We start from the raw sequence: 16,175 nt of genomic DNA, 5'->3' as shown, positions 1-16,175 counted from the left end.
CCCGACCCTCTCCCCGGGGGGGAGAGGGGGAAACGCGCTGGCTTCGGCGGCGCATCGTCACACCCGGTAGTTCCGCACCGCCTCGACCAGACCCTGGCCGAGGTTGTTCAGGTTGGCGGCGGCGCCTTCCAGCTGGCGGGTGCCGGCCGCCGTCTGGCTGCTGGCCTCGCGGATGTTCTGCAGCGCCTGGATCACCTGCTCCAGGCCAATCTGCTGCTGGTTGGTGCCGGCGACGATCTGCTGGAAGGCCAGCACGCTCTCCTGGATGTTCTCCGCCATGGTGCGGATGGTCGATTGGGTGGCGTCGGTCTGGCGCTTGCCGGCGGCGACGCGCTTCACCGCCTCCTCCGTCAGCATCACCGAGGCGTTGATGCCGTGCTGGATCTCCGACAGGTTGGAGCGGACCTGGGCGGTCGCCTCCTTCGACTGGTCGGCGAGGCTCTTGATCTCGCCCGCCACGATGGAGAAGGTGCGGCCATGCTCGCCGGCCGCCGCCGCCTCGATGGCGGCGTTCAGCGCCAGCAGGTGGCAGCGCTCGGCGATGTCGTTGACCGTCACGATGATCTCGCCGATCGCCTGGGTGCGCTCGGACAGCATGACGATGTTCTCGGCCACCGCCTCGGCCTGTTCGCGGATGGCGTCCATCGCCTGGATGGTGTCGTCCACCGCCTTCATGCCGGAATGGCTGGAGGCCGCCACCGTCTGGGCGCCGTGCGAGACGTCCTGGGCGCGGCGGTTGATCTGGGCGCCGGATTCGGTGATCTCCGACAGGGTCGCCGTGGTCTGCTCCACCGCCGCCAGCTGTTCGGCGACGCTGGCCGACTGCTGCTGGGTCGAGGCGCGGATCTGGGCGGTGGCGGCGTGGACGCTCTCCGCCGTCTCGCGGGTGGTGCGGGCCATCGACTTCAGCCTGCCGGCCATCTCGTTCAGATGCTGGCCGAGGATGGCCAGCTCGTCCTTGCCGGCGATGGCGATCTCCTGCGTCAGGTCGCCGTGGCCGACCTTGGTGACGAAGTCGATGGCGCGGCCGAGCCGCCGGGTGATGGAGCTGCCGATCAGAAAGGCGACCCCAACCGCGATCAGGAAGACGACGACCAGCGCGATGACCGACGACTGGATGGCGGTGTTGTAGATCGACCGGATGTCGGCGCGGCCTGCCTGGGTCAGATGGTCGATGGCGATCTGGGCCTGGGCGATGCGCGCCTCCATGTTCTTGCGCAGTTCGTCCACCCGCTGACGGCGCTGCAGCGCGTCGGCGATCTGGTTGCGCTCCAGCATGGTGTAGATGGTCCGCGCCTCGTCGCCGACCATGGTGATGGCGCGGCTCATCTCGTTGACGGAGGTGTCCAGTTCGACCCAGCCCCGGCGGCGGCTGTCGGTCACGCCGGTCGAGGACCGTTCAGCCACCATCGCCCGCAGCTGGCCCAGCCGGTCGCGCAGCTGGGCGCCGACCTCGTCGTAATGGCGGCGCACCGGCGCCAGCAGGGCCGGGATCTCGGCGACCCGCCCTTCGGCATTTGCGATGGACACGGCGTTCAGCGCCGTCTCGCGCGAGCTGCGCAGTTCCGCCTGCATGTTGCTGACGTCCGTCACCATTTTGGCGGCTTCGTTGTCGTAGGTCGACACCGCCATGATGACGTCCAGCGCGTCGGAGAAGCGCGACATCTGATAGAGCGCCAGCAGCGCCGTCAGGACACAGACCACGCCGAATCCCAGGACCAGCTTGTGCGCGACTTTCATGTTCATTCTTGGACTCCAGCCCCGGACGGCTCTTCAGGTGGATCGGTCGGTTTCAGGTCTTCACGAGGTCGAGCAGTGCCACCATGTCGAGGATCGCCATGCGGTCGGCGGCGATGGCCCTGACCAGCGGCCCGGCCTCCACCGGGGCGGAGCCGCGCGGCGGCACGATGTCGGCCACCCGCTCCACATCCCGCACGCGCAAGGCCGCCGGACGGCCGGTGCCGGTGCGCAGCACGATGGCGTAGCCGAACGGGTCGGTCCCGGCATCGGTCCTGGACAGCAGGGCGGCGGATACAGTGGCCGACGGGCCGCTGCACAGCCGGTCGAGGTCGAACAGCCGCATCACCCGGCCGGCGACGGCGATCACCCCTAGGACGGTGGGCGGTGCCCCCGGCACGCGGGCCAGCCGCGGCATCGGCACGATATGGCCGAGATGGCGCAGCTCCAGCCCATAGTGCGTTTCGGCCCCGCGGGCGACCAGCATCGGAATGCCGACGCTCTCCTCCCCGTGGAGTTGCGGGATTTCGGCCAGATCCTCCGCCCGGCGGGCCAGCACGGCGTCGGCCCAGGGGCCGCGGCCGGCAAAGGTCGCCTCCAGGTCGGCGTTGCGGCGGGCCAGCTTCCTGTGCACCTCGTCCCAGTCGATCGCCGCACGGGCGGCGGCGCGGTCGGGGGAAGCGCTTTCGAGGGCGGCGATCAGCGGTGCGGCACCCGTCACCGCCCCTGCCCCTGCGCCGGCAAGCGTGTCGTCCATCAGCCCTCCTCACCGGTCAGCCAGAGGTCCAGCATGCCGCGCAGTTCCTGGACGGTCAGGCCGCCGCCCTCCGCCACCGCCTCGTCGTCGGGACGGCTCTCCAGCGCCTCGCGCGCATTGCGGAAATGGCGCTGCGCCGGGAGCAGCCGGCCGCGCCGCCAATAGGCCAGCGCCAGATGATAGTCGGCCAGAACGAATCGCGGGTCGAGATACAGCGCGCGCTTGAAGGCCGCCACCGGATCGCCGACGCCCAGTTCCTCCTCCACCAGTCCCAGCTGGTAATGGGCGCCGGGGTCGAGCCGGCTCGCCTCCACCCGGGCGAGACAGGCTTCCAGAACGGTCGAGCGCTCGTTGGTTTCGGCGGGCTCCGGCGGGGTCGGTGCGGCGGGAGGCGTCGCCGCCGGCGCGGACTTGCGGGCGCGCGGAGCGGGCGCGGCTTCCGGCGCCGGTCCGGTCGCGCGGCGGGACTTGAGCACGGGAGCCGGGGCCGCCGCTGCCGGGCCGGGGGACGGGCTGCGAACCGTCGCGGCCGGGGCCGCCGCTTCGGCCTGCTTGCGGTAGAGGGTGGCGCCGGGGACCGAGACCGGAATGAACAGCTCGTTCATCTGCGGACCGGCCTCGGCATGGCCGACCACCAGCCAGCCGCCGTCGGCCAGCGCCTTGTGCAGGTTGCCCAGCAGCCGGTGCCGCGTCGCCTCGTCGAAATAGATCATGACGTTGCGGCACAGGATGATGTCGAAATGCCCGATCCCGTGCGGATAGGAGGGGATCGCTCCATCCACGAGGTTGAAGGGGAGGAAGCTGGTCCATTGCCGGAATTTCGGCTTCACCGACCACAGCTTGTCCTGGCGGTCGAAGCAGGCCTCCAGCGTTTCCGGCGACAGGCCGCGCACCGCCCAGTCGCCATAGGCGCCGCGCCGCGCCTGTTCCAGGAAGGCGCCGTTGATGTCGGTGCCGACGATGTGGACCTGCCAGCCTTCCAGCTGGGCGGCGAAATGCTGCTTCAGCAGGATTTCGAGCGTGTAGGCCTCCGGCCCGATGGAACAGCCGGCGCTCCAGATCCGCAGAAGCCGGCTCGATTGGTTGCGGCGCAGGCATTCGGGGATGGCGACGGCACGCAGCGCGTCGAACTGCTCGATGTAGCGGAAGAAGAAGGTCTCCCCCACCGCCAGCTCGTTGATGAGCCCCTGATATTCGGCGCCGGTCGGCCCCTCCGCCTCCAGCGCGGCGAGATAGCCGCCGACCGTGGTGATGCGGCCGAAGGGCAGCCGGCGGTTGATCCGCTCGGCGAAGGCGGCATCCTTGTCGGCATAATAGGCGAGCCCGGTGGCGTCGATCACCATCGCCTTCAGGCGCAGGAAATTCGGATCGCGGCGGATCTTCTCGATCCCGGCGGCGACGGCGTTCGGCATCATGCGGCACCGCCCGCGGAGGAGGCCGGGTCCTGAGCGTGCTGCCACTGCGCCAGCCTGCGCTCCGCCACGGCGCGGAAGGCGTCGAGCAGCCGGCCTTCCGCCTCGCTGAGCAGCCGGTCGGGATCCAGCAGGGTCACGGTGCCGCCGCGGCCGGTCATCCGGTCCGGAAAGGCGCCGGCGGCACAGCCGTTGAAGGTCAGCGACGGGTCGGAGGGGGTGCGCTCGGCGGGATCGACCGCGGTGTCGCCGTGGACCCGGTCGGCCAGCAGCGCCGCCGGCCGCCCCTGCCAGGTGACGAGGAGCAACGGCGAATAGAGGTTCGGCTCGGCGGCCCCGGCGCCCTCCCCGGCCAGATCCAGCAGCACGTCCAGGCGCAGGACCGGAACCACCTCCCCCTGATAGCGGAAAACGCCCTCCACCGGCAGCGGCGCCGTCGGCAGCCGGTCGAGACGCGGCAACGGCAAAAAACGCCGCACGGACCCGACCGGCAGCGCCAGCGCCCGGCCGGCAACCGAAAACACGACGCAACGGAATGGCGACGGGGTGGAGACAGTTTGCGCTGGGTTTGGTGACATCCGTCCGTCGATGGTCTGGAATCCGACCGGGAACATGCCCCATCACGACCGGAATGCGAATTACGCCAATGGTTTACGCCGTAGGGCCTATGCCCCGGCCGCGATCGTCCCTGCCCTTTGCCGGATGGATCGGGCGGGCTACTCTGTTGCGGCAAGGATAAACCGGGACCAGGGAGAGAAGAGACGATGGCCGGCCGTTATTTCGAGGATTTCCGCATCGGCGACGTGATCGAATCGGAAGGGGCGACCCTGACCGACAGCCAGATCATGGATTTCGCCCTGCGCTTCGACCCGCAGCCCTTCCATATGGACGCGGCGGCGGCGGCCGACGGGCCGTTCCAGGGGCTGATCGCCAGCGGTTTCCACACCCTGTCGCTGACCTTCCGGCTGATCCGCGACACCGGCATCATCACCGGCACCAGCCTTGGCGGCTCCGGCATGGACGAGCTGCGCTGGCTGCGGCCGGTGCGGCCCGGCGACACCATCCGCGCCCGGGTCGAGGTGGTGGAGACCATCCCGTCGCGCCGCGGCGGGCGCGGCACGGTGCGGCTGGCCTACACCACGGTGAACCAGCGCGGCGAGCCGGTGATGACCTGCATCATGAACCACATCATCGCCGGACGGGGCGGCCCGCAGACCGTCGAGGTCTGAACGCCACGCCTCCCCCACCATGCCTTCGCCGCCTTCAGGCCCGCGCGGCCAGGGTGCGGATTGCCAGCGCGGCGGCGGAGGCGCGGTTTTCCACCCCCAGCTTGGCGAAGACCTGTTCCAGGTGCTTGTTCACCGTGCGCGGGCTGATGCCCAGGATCTCGCCGATGTCGCGGTTGGGCTTGCCGTTGGCGATCCACAGCAGAACCTCCGCCTCGCGCGCGGTGAGGCCGAGCGCGTCGCGGAGAATCGCCTCCTGCCGTCCGGCGGTCGGCTCGCTGAGGCGGAACAGGTACTCGTCGGGGTTGGCCGGGCTGAGATAGGTGAACTCCAGCCGCCGCACCCCCTCGCCGTCCGGCAGCTCCATCGTGAAGGTCTCCGCCGAGGCGCCGGGGGATGAGGATTGGCGCAGCCGGACCAGACCGGCGGCCAGGGAGGATGCCGCTTCGGGGCGCACGCCGTCAGGGCCGGGCAGCAGGCCGCCGAGCAGCCGCTCCGCCTGCGGGGTGCACCACAGCAGCCTGCCCTCCCCGTCCGTTGCCAGCAGGAAGCGGCCGGTGGCGTCGAGCGCGGCGCGGGCGCCGTAGGCGACGCGGGCGTTGGTCAGATGGACGCGGATGCGGGCGATCAGCTCGTCCACCACGATCGGCTTGGTGACGTAGTCGACGCCGCCGGCCTCCAGCCCCTTCACCACATGCTCGGTGTCGCTGAGGCCGGTCATGAAGATGACGGGGATGTGCGACAGGTGGGGGATCTGCTTCAGCCGCCGGCAGGTCTCGAAGCCGTCGAGGCCGGGCATCACCGCGTCCATCAGGATCAGGTCCGGGGTGATCTGGCTGACGAGGTCCAGGGCACTTTCGCCGTCGACGGCGACCAGCACGGTCAGGTCGGCCTGCTCGATGGCCTCCGTCAGGAATCCCAGCGTGTCGGGGGTGTCGTCCACCACCAGGATCATGTCGCGGCGCTTCATCCCGTCACGGCCCCATCTTCCGCCAGATCATCTTGGTCCAGATCGTCTTGGTCCTGCGCGGCGTCGCTCTGCGCCGCCGCCTCTTCCACCGCACGCATATAGCCTTTCAGGTCGAAGGCGCGCACCAGCGTTCGCAGCCGCTCGACGAAAGGCAGGGCGGCGGCATCCTCCGCCTCGATCTCGCGCAGCTTGGCCTCGATCCCACGAATATAGCCGATCCGGCCAAGCTGGCGCAGGTCGTCGAGATGACGCAGCGCCGGCTCCGGCGGGTGATTGGACGGCTCGGGGGCTTGATCGGCCGGCGCGGGCGGCGGGGCAAGCGGTTCCGCCGGCTTTTCCGCCGCATGGAGCCATTCCAGGCCGGTCAGCGCCTGCAAGCGGTCGAGCAGCGCGTGGATCTCGATGGGCTTGGCGACGAAGGCGTCATGCGGCGCCCGGCCGTCGCCCGGTCCCTGCGCCTCATAGGCGTTGGCGGAGACCATGATGATGCGGATGCGGTCGGCGAACTGGCGGCGCAGCTCCTCCGCCACGTCCCAGCCGCTTTCGCCGGGCATGGAGATGTCGAGCATGGCGACGTCGGGCTTGCACTGCGCCGCCAACTCCAGGCAGGTGGCGGCGTCGGACGCGGTGAACAGCACGAACCCAAGCGGACGCAGGATGTCGGTCATCAGCGCCAGATGGTCGCGGTCGTCGTCGGCCAGCAGGATGGTGATCTGCGGCCCGGCATAGCCGGTGATGGCGCGGCGCTCCACCTGCTCGCCCGGCCGGTGCATCGCCTCCGACAGCAGCAGGCGGACGGTGAAGACGCTGCCCCGCCCCGCTTCGCTGCGCACCGCGATGTCGCCCCCCATGATCCGGGTCAGCACCCGCGTGATGGTCAGGCCGAGTCCGGTGCCGGCCACCGCCCGCACCGCCGCCCCCCGCCCGCGCTCGAACGGTTCGAAGACGCGGTCGAGATCCTCCGCCCGGATGCCGATGCCGCTGTCGGCGATCTCGAACTCGGCGATCTGGCTGCGGTAGCGGACGGTCAGGGCGACATGGCCGCTCTCGGTGTATTTCACCGCGTTGGACAGCAGGTTGATCAGGATCTGCCGCAGGATCTTGCTGTCGGTGTGGACCCAGACCGGCAGATGCGGCACGCGGGCATAGCGGAACTCAAGCCCCTTGGCCGATGCCTGGATGCGGAACATGTCGGCCAGCTGGTCGAGAAAGTCGATCAGCTGCACCTTGTCGCGGCTGAGCCGGCGCAGGCCCGATTCGATCTTGGAGATGTCGAGCAGTCCGTCGATCAGGTTCGACAGATGCTCCGCGCTGCGGCGGATGACGCGGACGGCGTCCTGCGGGCGCTGGGTGCTGTTGCTCTCCAGAAGCTGGGCATAGCCGGAGATGGCGTTGAGCGGCGCGCGGATTTCGTGGCTGACGCCGATGATGTAGCGGCTCTTGGCGGCGTTGGCCGCCTCGGCCACCTCCTTGGCCTTCTGGAGGGCCGCGTCGGTGCGCTCGTGGGCGGCGATCTCGTCCATCAGCATGGCGGTCTGGCGGCCGGTCTCCTCCTCCGCCTTGCGGCGGCTTTCATGGGCCAGCACCAAGAGCCAGGCGGCGACACCGGACAGGATGAACAGGCAGACGAAGACGGTGACCAGCGCGGTGTGGATCGCCGCCCGCTCCGCCGCGTCGGCATTGGCGTACTGGAAGTCGATGACCAGCAGCACCCCGCCCAGCACCAGCGAGAACAGCGTCATCACCCCGATGAAATGGCCGGTGCGGGTGTGGACCCCGGCAGCCATGCGCTTGGGCAGGACCCGTTGCAGGCTGTGGGCGATCTGGTCGGCGAAGCGGCTGTCGGTCTTGCACAGATCGTGGCAGCGCGCCTCCAGCGTGCAGCAGAGCGAGCAGATCGGCGCGTCGTAGGCCGGGCAGAAGGCCATGTCCGGCCGCTCGAACTGGTTCTCGCAGATCGAACAGCGGACGGTCGCGCCCTCGCCGGGCAGTTGAGTGGACTTGCGGGCGATGTAATAGCGGCCCCCGGTTTTCCAGGCGATCAGCGGGGCGGCGGCGAAGGCGACGACCAGCCCAATGAAGGGGGCCAGCGCCTGGGCCACCGGGCCGAGAAGGCCGAAGAAGGCGGTGGTGGAGCACAGAACCGACAGGCCCATGGCGCCGGTGCCGACCGGGTTGATGTCGTAGAGATGGGCGCGCTTGAACTCGATCCCCGGCGGGCTGAAGCCGAGAGGCTTGTTGACCGCCAGATCGGCGGCGACGGCGCCCAGCCAGCCGACCGCAACGTTGGCGTAGAGGCCAAGGATGCTCTCGATCACGCCGAGGATGCCGATCTCCATCAGCAGCAGGGCCAGCAGCACGTTGAACACCAGCCAGACGACGCGGCCGGGGTGGCTGCGGGTCAGGCGGGAGAAGAAGTTCGACCAGGCGATGGAGCCGGCATAGGCGTTGGTGACGTTGATCTTCATCTGGCAGACGACGACGAAGATGCCGGTCAGCGCCAGCGCCGCGACGGGGGAGCCGAACACGTCGAGAAAGGCCATGTGGTACATGCTGTTGGGCTGCACCGCATCCTCCACCGCCAGCCCGTGCTTGATGGCGAGGAAGGCCAGCAGCGACCCCGCCGCCAGCTTCAGGCTGCCGATCACCACCCAGCCCGGTCCGCCGGCCAGCAGCGCCGTCCACCAGCGCACCTTGCCGATGCGCGACTGCGAAGGCAGGAAGCGCAGATAGTCGACCTGCTCGCCGATCTGCGGCAGAAGCGAGAGCAGGACCGAGGCGGCCATGCCGAAGGGCAGCAGCGACAGCCCGCCGTCGGGGGCGTAAACGCCGGGCAGCGAGGTCCATTGCGCCAGGGTTTCGCGGTCGAGCAGGAAGAAATAGGCCAGCGGCACGCATTGCAGCAGGATCCACACCGGCTGCGTCGCCCATTGCATGCGGCTGATGAAGCGGATGCCGTAGACGGCGATGGGGATCACCGCCAGCGAACTGATGACATGGGCGACCGAGGCCGGGATGCCCAGCACCATGGTCAGCCCGGCCGACATGATGCTGGCCTCGATCGAGAACAGGATGAAGGTGAAGGAGGCGTAGACCAGCGAGGTGATGGTCGAGCCGAGATAGCCGAAGCCGGCGCCGCGGGCCAGCAGGTCGATATCCACCCCGGCCTTCGCCGCGTGATAGGTGATCGGCAGCCCGACCAGGATGCTGAGAACCGCCACCGCCAGGATGGCGGCCATGGCGTTCTCGAAGCCGTAGGTCAGGGTGACGGCGGCGCCCAGCGCCTCGCAGGCCAGGAAGGAGATGGCGCCGAGCGCGGTGTTGGCGACCCGCCACGCGCTCCAGCGCCGCGCCCGTTCCGCGGTGTAGCGGAGCGCGTAGTCCTCCAGCGTCTGGTCGGCGGCGAGCTGGTTGTATTGCCGGCGTTCACGGACGATCCGTTGCCTCGCGCTCATGCCCGTCCGCCGTTCCCGCCCGTCGCCTGTGGTGGTCCGCATCGTCGGGAGTTTCGGGGTGGTTGGCAAGGTGCAAGAGCTGTGAAACTCCCTCTCCCGCCCCGGGAGAGGGAAGGGGCCCGCCGCAAAGCGGTGGGAAGGGTGAGGGGTTTGGCACGGAGCCATGCGGTTCGGGATTCTTGGCTCCCCCCTCACCCTCCCCACTTCGTGGGTCCCCTCCCTCTCCCGGGACGGGAGAGGGCGATCATTGACAGCGCCGGACCCTGTCTCTAGCTGTCGAACCTCACGACCCGGACAATCTGTGAAAGCCCAAGCATGACCGTCGAGCTTGTCGTTTGTGAAACCTGCCGCCGGCCGGAGGATCCGCCCGACGCCACGCGGCCGGGGGCGGAGCTGGTGGCGCTGATGGAGCGGGCGCTGGCCGACCAGCCCGATCTGGCGGCGCTGGTGCGGCTGCGGCCGATGCGCTGCCTGATGAGCTGCCGGCGCCCTTGCGCCGTCGCGGTGCGCTCCGCCGCGCGGATGAACTATGTGCTGGGCGACTTCGCCCCGGACGAGATGACGGTGGAGACGCTGACCGCCTATCTGCGCGCCTATGCCGCCACCGATGACGGGATCGTTCCGTTCAAGCAATGGCCGCAGGGCGTCAAGGGTCGTTTCGTTTCCCGACTCCCGCCGCTGGAGGAGCCGGACGGTCGGGTTTGACACATCGGGGCGGCGGTCCAATTATTGTTGGCAAGACCAACGATTTTTTCGCCCTTACGGGCGGGGAGGAGCGCCCGATGAAGGTCGACCCCGAGGTCCTGAATTGCGCCACCGGCCTGCTGCACATGGCGCGCGAGGCGGAACGCTCCAACGGCTGGGAAGCCGGCGACCTGCTGCGCACCACGCTGCGCCTGCTGGTGGTTGCCGGCGCCGACGGCCATGGCTGGGACGCCGACGACCTGTCGGAGGAAGTCCGCGATCTGGTCGAGGCTGTGCGGACGACCAATGCGGACGATGGGGCGTTCGGGGGCGCGTTCGGGGATGGGGAGATGGTGGTGCATTGAGAGGGGCGCTTGTCGCCGGGGAGAGTTAGACCCCCACCCTAACCCTCCCCCGCTGGGCGGGGGAGGGGATAAGTGCTTGTTCGGGAGAGTGGCGGCAGTCCCTCCCCCGCCCAGCTCTCGCACAAAGCTTCGCTTTGTGCTGACGCGGCAGGCGGACCGCAGGTCCGCTGAGAGCGGGGGAGGTTAGGTGGGGGTCTAGCGTCGCAAGAATCCGACTCCCCTACCCCTCCGAAACCTCCGGGTTCAGCTGGATCAGCACCTTGTCGATGCGGCGGCCGTCCATGTCGACGACCTCGAAACGGATGCCGTTCCAATGGAAATGCTCCGCCGCGGTCGGAACGTGACCGAAATGATCGAGCAGGAAGCCGGCGATGGTGTGGAAATCGCCCTCCCCCTTCATGTTCTTGACGCCGACCAGCGCCTCGACCTCCTCGACCGGGGTCATGCCGTCGACCAGCCAGCTGCCGTCCTCGCGCTGGACGGCGGCGGTGTCGCCTTCGTGGCTGCTGTCGGGCAGTTCGCCGGCGATCGCCTCCAGGATGTCGGTCATGGTGACCAGACCCTCGACGCTGCCGTACTCGTCCACCACCACCGCCATGTGGACGCTGGCCTGCTTGAACAGGTCGAGCAGGCGGAAGACCGGCGTGCCGTCATGGACGACCAGCGGCTGGACCATCGCCGCCCGGATGTCGAAGGAAACCCCCTTCAGCGACTGGTCGAGCAGCGCCTTGGCCGCGACGATGCCCTGCAACTCGTCGACGTCGCCGCGGCAGACCGGGAAGCGGGAATAGCCGCTGTCGCAGATCTCGCGGCCGATGGCGTCGGGACTGTCGTCGATGTCGAGCCAGATCAGGTCGGGGCGCGGCGTCATGATCGACCGCACCGTGCGGTCGGACAGATGCATCACCCCCTCGATCATCTGGCGCTCGGCCGGCTCGAAGACGCCGCTCTGGGTGCCTTCGGCGATCAGGGTCTTGACCTCCTCCTCCGTCACCGTCTGCTCGCGCGAGGTCGGCAGGCGCAGAAGCTTCAGCACCGCGTCGCTCGACACGCCGAGAAGCCAGACCACCGGGGCCGACAGGCGCGACACCGTCCGCATCGGGGCGGCGACCATGGCGGCGATCCGCTCCGACGAGATCAGGGCGACGCGCTTGGGCACCAGTTCGCCGATGATGAGGGAGAAATAGGTGATGGCGGCGACCACCAGGGCGAACGCGACGGTGTGGCCGTAGGGGGCGATCCAGGCGACCTGTTCGTCCAGCACGCCGCCGAGCCGTTCGGCCAGGGTGGAGCCGCCATAGGCGCCGGCGATGATGCCGGTCAGGCTGATGCCGACCTGCACGGTGGACAGGAAGCGGCTCGGATCCTCCGACAGCTCCAGCGCGACGCGGGCGCCCGCGCCGCCTTTCTCCTCGGCCATCTGCTGAAGCCGGGCGCGGCGCGCCGACACCAGCGCCATCTCCGACATCGCGAAGAAGGCGTTGAGCAGGATCAGCAAGACGATGACCAACAGTTCCCAGATCATGGCGTTGTGCCCTTTGGGGCGCTCCCTCAACCGATCAATTGTTGCGCCACGGCGACCGCCGCCTGCCCGAGACCGAGCAGGACGGCGGCGATGATGGCGATGGACAGAAGGCCGGCGATCAGGCCGGCCGAGACGAAGGCACCGTCGGATTCCATCAGCCCCAGCGCGATCAGCGCGATGGCGAAGGCAGGGGGCTGGTTTCCGAAAACGATGGGAAGGGACAGGATGCCGGCCAGAACCATCACCGCCAGCCCCAGCAGCCGTTCGGCGGTGGGACCGGCCAGCGCCGGCATGCGTGGGCGCAAATGGCGCTCCACCCGCTCCGCCCAGGGCTTGGCCCGGCGGATCACGCCCAGGAAGGCCTTGCGGTCGAAACTGGCCGCCAGCATGCGGCGCGGCAGCCAGGGGCCATGCCGGCCCAGCGCCATCTGGGCGCCGAGCAGGATCATCGGCACGCCGGTGGCGGTCGACAGGCCGGGAACCGGCAGCACGTTGGGAATGGAAAGGATCAGCAGCAGCGCGCCGAAGGCACGGTCGCCCAGCGCGTCCATAATCTCGCCGAGCGAGATTCGCGAAGACGTCTCGCCGGGCGGAATGCGGGACGGTACGGCCGGATCGTTGGAAAGGGGATCGCCGGTGGCGGCCCCGGTGGCGGCGCCGCGCGTCAGGAAGTCGTCCAGCAGGTCCGAAACGCGCGCACAACTCCCTTCCGCACTGGCCCTTTCCGGACTGGGATGGGGTGCGTCGTACGACCTGGGGGACGACCCGGGAGGTCGATCTTTGCTCACGGCTCTCCCCGATGCCGGAAACGGGATCGGAGCGGGCCGGGCGAAGGATGGCAGGAACCCATGGACCTTTCGCGTCGCGGCGGTAGCGATCTCCCTTCTACAGGAAGGGCGGAGAAAGCGCCAGCGCCGGTTGAGGTCGGACCGGGGAACGGACAGTAGGGCGCGCCCTGCCCGTCCAGGCTATTGGCGCTTCTGCATGACGAAGGCCAGGCGCTTCGTCAGGTCGGCCTTCGAGACCGGTTTCACCAGGTAGCCGGAGATGCCATAGGCGATGGCGCGCTTCACCACATCCGCCTCGCGGTGGCCGGTCAGCACCAGCACCGGCAGGTCGGCCAGCGGGTTGCCGGTGGCGGTGCGCAGGGCGTGCAGCAGGTCCAACCCGGTCATCCGCGGCATCTCCAGGTCGCAGATCGCCACGTCGACGTCCTCGCCGTTCTTGCGCAGGATGTCGAGCGCCTGGACGCCGTCCGCCGCCTCGAACACCGTCCGCAGCCCGATGTCGTGCAGCAGCCGGTAGATCAGCTTGCGGGTGAAGTCGTCGTCCTCGACCAGAAGCACACCGAGATCATGTATCGTCCGGACCTGGCGGGTCCGCCCACCTGCCTCCACCACCATGACGCTCTCCGCTCCGCCTGTGTTCACCCGGACGCTGGCCGCGCGGCCGGACGACACAGTTTTCTGGATGTATTGTTGCGCAGTCGTTAACGGAATCGCCATTGCCGGACGACGGACACCCGGATCCCGCCGACGGGGAATGGCAATCGGGCACGCAACGTCCTATCCTTGCCACCCGCCGCAAGGCCAGCCCTTCCGAACCGATCAGGACCGCTCCTCCCTTGACCCCGCCGCCCGCCGCCCCCTGTCCCCCTTCGGCAGTTCGCCCGACGCAGCGATGTTCGCCGCCGTGGTGGAGGCCAGCGGCGGCGGCATCGCCGTGTCCGACGCCACCCTCCCCAACCACCCCATCGTCTATTGCAACCGCGCCTTCCTGGAGATGGTCGGCTATGCGGCCGACGAGGTGATCGGCCAGGACGGCAGCTTCCTGCAGGGGCCGGCCACCGACCCGGAGACGGCGTCGGCCATCCGCGCCGCGCTGGCCGAGGCGAGGCCACTGTCGGTGGAGGTGCTGAATTACCGCAAGGACGGCACCGCCTTCTGGAACGCGCTGAGCCTGCGGCCAGTGCCGGGGCCTAATGGTTCGACGCGCTGGATCGCCGCCTCCTGCGCCGACGTCACCCACAGCCGCCGGTCGCAGGAAGAACTGCGCGACGCCGAGGAGCAGCTGACCAAGCTGGCGGCCGAGACCTTCGCCCTGGCCGAGAAGCTGGACGGCGCGCGGGAGGAGGCGGAGGCCGCCCGCATCGCGGCGGAGAACGCCAGCCGCGCCAAGTCGCGATTCCTGGCGATGATGAGCCACGAGCTGCGCACGCCGATGACCGCGGTGATCGGCATGGGCGACCTGCTGATGGGCAGCGGGCTGAACGACCAGCAGAAGGCCTTCGTCAAGACGCTGCGCTCGTCGGCCGACACGCTGATGACGATCCTGAACGACGTGCTCGACTTCTCCAAGATCGAGGCGGGACAGCTGACGCTGGAAGAGATCGACTTCTCGCTGCCCCGGCTGGTGGAGGACGTGGTCCAGCTGTTCCTGGTGCGGGCGGCGGCCAAGGGGCTGAGCCTGTCGGCCTCCATCGCCGAGGATACGCCGCGCCACATCCGCGGCGACCCGACCCGGCTGCGGCAGGTGCTGTTCAATCTGGTGTCCAACGCCATCAAGTTCACCGACCGCGGCGCCATCGAGATCGCCGTGTGGTCGCCGGACCCTCCCGTTGGCCCGTCGAGCGACTTGGGCGCGCCGGATGGCTCCGTGATCCTGCGGTTCGAGGTGCAGGACAACGGCATCGGCATGACGGCGGAGCAGCGCGCCCGCCTGTTCGATGCCTTCGTCCAGGCCGACGTGTCGACCAGCCGCAAATATGGCGGCACCGGGCTGGGGCTGGCGATCTGCAAGCGGCTGGTGGAGGCGATGGGCGGCGAGATCACCGTCTCCAGCGCGCCCGGCCGCGGGTCCACCTTCCGCTTCTCGATCCGCAGCCGGCTGGCGGAGGCGCAGCCGGCCGCCGACCTCGGTTCCCGGCCGGCCCTGTCGGCGGCGGAGATGCCGGAGCCGACGCGGGTGCCGCTGCGGCTTCTGCTGGCTGAGGACAACGACATCAACCGCATGCTGATCGTCGCCATGATGACCCGCATCGGCCATCAGATCGACGCGGTGGCCGACGGGCGGGCGGCGCTGGCCGCGGTCACGGCGGCCGATTACGACGCGCTGATCCTGGACATGGAAATGCCGGTGCTGGATGGCCGGTCGACGGCGCGGGCGATCCGCCGGATGGACGGGCCGGTGGCGCGCATCCCCATCGTCGGGCTGTCGGCCGACGCCCTGCCGGAGCATCGCGACGGCCATATGGCCGCCGGGCTGGACGCCTATCTGACCAAGCCGATCGACTGGGAGCAGTTGAACGCCGTGCTGATCGATCTGGCGACCCGGCCGCAGGACGGACGGGTGGTGCCGATGCCCAGCCGCCCGGCGGCGGAGGGCGGCCAGTTCTCGTCCCTGCCGCTGATCGACCGGGTCAAGCTGGCGGAGCTGCGGCTGGCGCTGGGCGGCGAGGCGCTGGACGGCATGCTGCAACTGCTGCCGGAGACGGCGTTGCGCGAACTGACGGCGATCCGCTCCGCCCTGCAGGCCGGCCGGCCGAAGGAGCTGAAGCAGGCGGCCCACACGCTGACCGGGCTGGCCGCCAATTTCGGCGCTCCGCGCATGGCCGCCATCGCCCGCGCCATCAACGACAGCCCGGCCGACACCGAGAAGGTCGCAGCATTGCTGCCCCTGCTGGAGACCACCGTCGCCGCCACCAGCAGCCTGGTGCGCGACCCGGCAGAAAGTATCCCCTCTCCCCCCCGGGGAGAGGGTTAGGGTGAGGGGGTCGCGCGGCGAGGATCTTCAAGAATCGCGCACTCTCCGCTTCCCACCAAATCCACCCTGTGCATCCCCCTCACCCCGACCCTCTCCCCGGGGGCTATGGCATTCACACAATCCCAACTATTGCTAAGCATCTGGAACAAAAGGAACTTTGCGTCATCCCCGCGAAGGTGGGGAACCAGGAAACTCCGCGGATCAGCGGCGGATGTGGCTGGATTCCCACCTTCGCGGGAATGACGGCCGACAAAAGACGGCCGACAAAATTGCTTTATCCCA

13 protein-coding genes are annotated in these 16,175 nt (G+C 69.2%); 4 read left to right on the top strand and 9 right to left on the bottom strand.

Features of this window, described 5'->3' with window-relative positions; translation table 11 throughout:
• Positions 1-57: 57 nt before the first annotated feature.
• The 4 genes from ACCD06_RS24600 to ACCD06_RS24585 are packed head-to-tail and all read right to left on the bottom strand — an operon-like array spanning position 58 to position 4,484.
• Positions 58-1,746 (bottom strand): methyl-accepting chemotaxis protein, encoded by a 1,689-nt coding sequence (locus ACCD06_RS24600; protein ID WP_109156780.1) that lies wholly within the window; start codon positions 1,744-1,746, stop codon positions 58-60.
• Positions 1,747-1,792: 46 nt separating this feature from the next.
• Complete coding sequence (locus ACCD06_RS24595; RefSeq protein WP_413344178.1) at positions 1,793-2,494, bottom strand: chemotaxis protein CheW; 702 nt, start codon at positions 2,492-2,494, stop codon at positions 1,793-1,795.
• Positions 2,494-3,909 (bottom strand): CheR family methyltransferase, encoded by a 1,416-nt coding sequence (locus tag ACCD06_RS24590; protein WP_413344176.1) that lies wholly within the window; start codon positions 3,907-3,909, stop codon positions 2,494-2,496. Before ACCD06_RS24590 ends, ACCD06_RS24595 begins: the two co-directional genes overlap by 1 nt.
• Complete coding sequence (locus ACCD06_RS24585; protein ID WP_413344819.1) at positions 3,906-4,484, bottom strand: chemotaxis protein CheW; 579 nt, start codon at positions 4,482-4,484, stop codon at positions 3,906-3,908. Before ACCD06_RS24585 ends, ACCD06_RS24590 begins: the two co-directional genes overlap by 4 nt.
• A 186-nt stretch (positions 4,485-4,670) precedes the next feature.
• Between ACCD06_RS24585 and ACCD06_RS24580 the strand changes: the two genes are divergently transcribed.
• Complete coding sequence (locus ACCD06_RS24580) at positions 4,671-5,135, top strand: MaoC family dehydratase (protein WP_109156784.1); 465 nt, start codon at positions 4,671-4,673, stop codon at positions 5,133-5,135.
• Between the two features lie 34 nt (positions 5,136-5,169).
• On the opposite strand, the gene ACCD06_RS24575 is transcribed toward ACCD06_RS24580, so the two are convergent.
• Both ACCD06_RS24575 and ACCD06_RS24570 read right to left on the bottom strand, forming a co-directional pair.
• Positions 5,170-6,102 carry a response regulator gene (locus tag ACCD06_RS24575; RefSeq protein ID WP_413344174.1) on the bottom strand — a complete coding sequence of 311 codons (933 nt, stop codon included), beginning with the start codon at positions 6,100-6,102 and terminating at the stop codon, positions 5,170-5,172.
• Positions 6,099-9,557 (bottom strand): ATP-binding protein, encoded by a 3,459-nt coding sequence (locus ACCD06_RS24570; protein ID WP_413344172.1) that lies wholly within the window; start codon positions 9,555-9,557, stop codon positions 6,099-6,101. Before ACCD06_RS24570 ends, ACCD06_RS24575 begins: the two co-directional genes overlap by 4 nt.
• A 315-nt stretch (positions 9,558-9,872) precedes the next feature.
• Between ACCD06_RS24570 and ACCD06_RS24565 the strand changes: the two genes are divergently transcribed.
• Complete coding sequence (locus ACCD06_RS24565; RefSeq protein ID WP_413344170.1) at positions 9,873-10,262, top strand: DUF1636 domain-containing protein; 390 nt, start codon at positions 9,873-9,875, stop codon at positions 10,260-10,262.
• 77 nt (positions 10,263-10,339) lie between these two features.
• A complete protein-coding gene (locus tag ACCD06_RS24560; RefSeq protein ID WP_136703734.1) occupies positions 10,340-10,606 on the top strand; it encodes a hypothetical protein in 267 nt (88 codons plus the stop codon).
• A 220-nt stretch (positions 10,607-10,826) separates the two neighbouring features.
• On the opposite strand, the gene ACCD06_RS24555 is transcribed toward ACCD06_RS24560, so the two are convergent.
• From ACCD06_RS24555 to ACCD06_RS24545, 3 genes are all read right to left on the bottom strand, one after another.
• Positions 10,827-12,131, bottom strand: coding sequence for a hemolysin family protein (locus ACCD06_RS24555; protein WP_136703733.1), 1,305 nt, complete (start codon positions 12,129-12,131; stop codon positions 10,827-10,829).
• A gap of 26 nt (positions 12,132-12,157) precedes the next feature.
• Positions 12,158-12,919 (bottom strand): exopolysaccharide biosynthesis protein, encoded by a 762-nt coding sequence (locus tag ACCD06_RS24550; protein ID WP_136703732.1) that lies wholly within the window; start codon positions 12,917-12,919, stop codon positions 12,158-12,160.
• A 180-nt stretch (positions 12,920-13,099) separates the two neighbouring features.
• Positions 13,100-13,534: a response regulator gene (locus tag ACCD06_RS24545; RefSeq protein WP_109156453.1), complete on the bottom strand. Its 435-nt coding sequence runs from the start codon at positions 13,532-13,534 to the stop codon at positions 13,100-13,102.
• 139 nt (positions 13,535-13,673) lie between these two features.
• On the opposite strand from ACCD06_RS24545, the gene ACCD06_RS24540 reads away from it, so the two are divergent.
• Complete coding sequence (locus ACCD06_RS24540) at positions 13,674-15,893, top strand: ATP-binding protein (RefSeq protein WP_413344167.1); 2,220 nt, start codon at positions 13,674-13,676, stop codon at positions 15,891-15,893.
• The last annotated feature ends 282 nt before the right edge of the window (positions 15,894-16,175 follow it).

It is taken from the genome of Azospirillum sp. CT11-132 (genome assembly GCF_047302835.1).
In the GTDB taxonomy this organism is placed as follows: domain Bacteria; phylum Pseudomonadota; class Alphaproteobacteria; order Azospirillales; family Azospirillaceae; genus Azospirillum.
This window is presented reverse-complemented; position numbering and strand designations above follow the sequence as displayed.